Genomic DNA, 1,282 nt, shown 5'->3' on the forward strand with positions numbered 1-1,282 from the left:
CTCCTCCCCCGGCCGCCCACCCGATGCCGGGCCCAGGGACGGACCCGCGCTCGTTCGCGACCCCGGGGACGGACCCGCGCTCCTTCCCAGGCCAGGTCCAGATCACCGATCCCGCGGCCGCGCGGAAGCGGCGCAGGCGGTTCGGCCTGGCGGCGGCCGCGATCGGTGTCCTGGCGCTCGGCACGATCGCGGCGCTCCTCACGACGGTCATCATGGTCGTCTCCAACGCGCTGGAGGAGCACGGCGGGACGGCGGCCGGGCTCGATCGCTCCACCCGCCCCACTCCAGCGGGCGGCGGTGGCGGGTCCGAAGGGGGAACAGGCGGCGGCGGCAAGGCGGTCAAGACCCTGCTGACCCCGGCCGCCGTCCGCGACGTGATCAAGAAGTTCGAGGAGGCGTCCGGCAGCAAGCAGTTCGCCGGGATGACGGTCTACGAGGAGCGCGCGTCCGCCGACGCCCCCGTCCGCGGGCGCCGTTCGGCCTTCGACAACTACACCTACGAGAAGGGGGCGGACGCGGCCGTGCGCAGCCGCCCCAGCATCGCCATCACGACGGGCGACGCCAAGGTCGACCTCAACGCCTTCAACTGGAACGCCCTGCCGGCCCTGATGAGCCGGGCCGCGCGCACGCTCAAGGTGCCCAAGCCGACCAGCCGGTACATCATCGTGAAGTCCTCCTGGACCTTCAACGGCGACCGGCCGACGATGCTGGTCTACCTCACCGACGAATACGACGGCGGCTACCTGGCCGTGAACACCAAAGGCAAGGTCATCAGCACCGTCCCGGCCAACTCCTGACGCGGCGCCCTTGGCGTTCAACCGTTCCGAATGTATGGTTCATTCTGAATCATTGACCGGGTCTCCGCCCGCGCGGCCGGAGCGGAGGTGGCGTGAGCCGTATGGGTGCACAACCGCTGAGCTGCCCGTTCTTCCTCGCCGTCGGGCTCAGGACCGAGCCGGACGAGTCCGACGCGGAGCTGCGGGCGTTCGCCGACTTCTACGACTCGGTCCATCTCGGCGAGGTCGTCGACCTCAACGACGGGTTCGTCAGCGCCGCGCGGTACGAGCTGGCCGAGCCCGCCGCCGGGGTCCCGTACTGGCTGGCCCTCTACGGCATCGACGGCGAGGACTCGGCGCGCCGCTTCCTCGCCCGACTGCGCGGGCCGGCCGAGCGGCGGGCGGTGTACTCCGCCGGGCCGCCCGCGTGGCGGCGGGCGGGGGTGGTCTGGCGGATGATCTGGCAGAACGCCGGGGCGGTGGGGGTCGAGGACCTGGACCCGGGC

The 1,282-nt window shown here is 72.2% G+C and carries 2 protein-coding genes; both read left to right on the plus strand.

The annotated features are described in order from the left end of the window. Positions 1-797: hypothetical protein (locus E1298_RS46970; RefSeq protein WP_207945291.1), on the plus strand; the 797-nt coding region annotated here is incomplete at its 5' end. A 101-nt stretch (positions 798-898) separates the two neighbouring features. Next, a partial coding sequence (locus tag E1298_RS46975) for a hypothetical protein (RefSeq protein WP_131903808.1) occupies positions 899-1,282 on the plus strand: 384 nt, incomplete at its 3' end.

The organism is Actinomadura rubrisoli, assembly GCF_004349215.1.
GTDB classification, from domain to species: domain Bacteria; phylum Actinomycetota; class Actinomycetes; order Streptosporangiales; family Streptosporangiaceae; genus Spirillospora; species Spirillospora rubrisoli.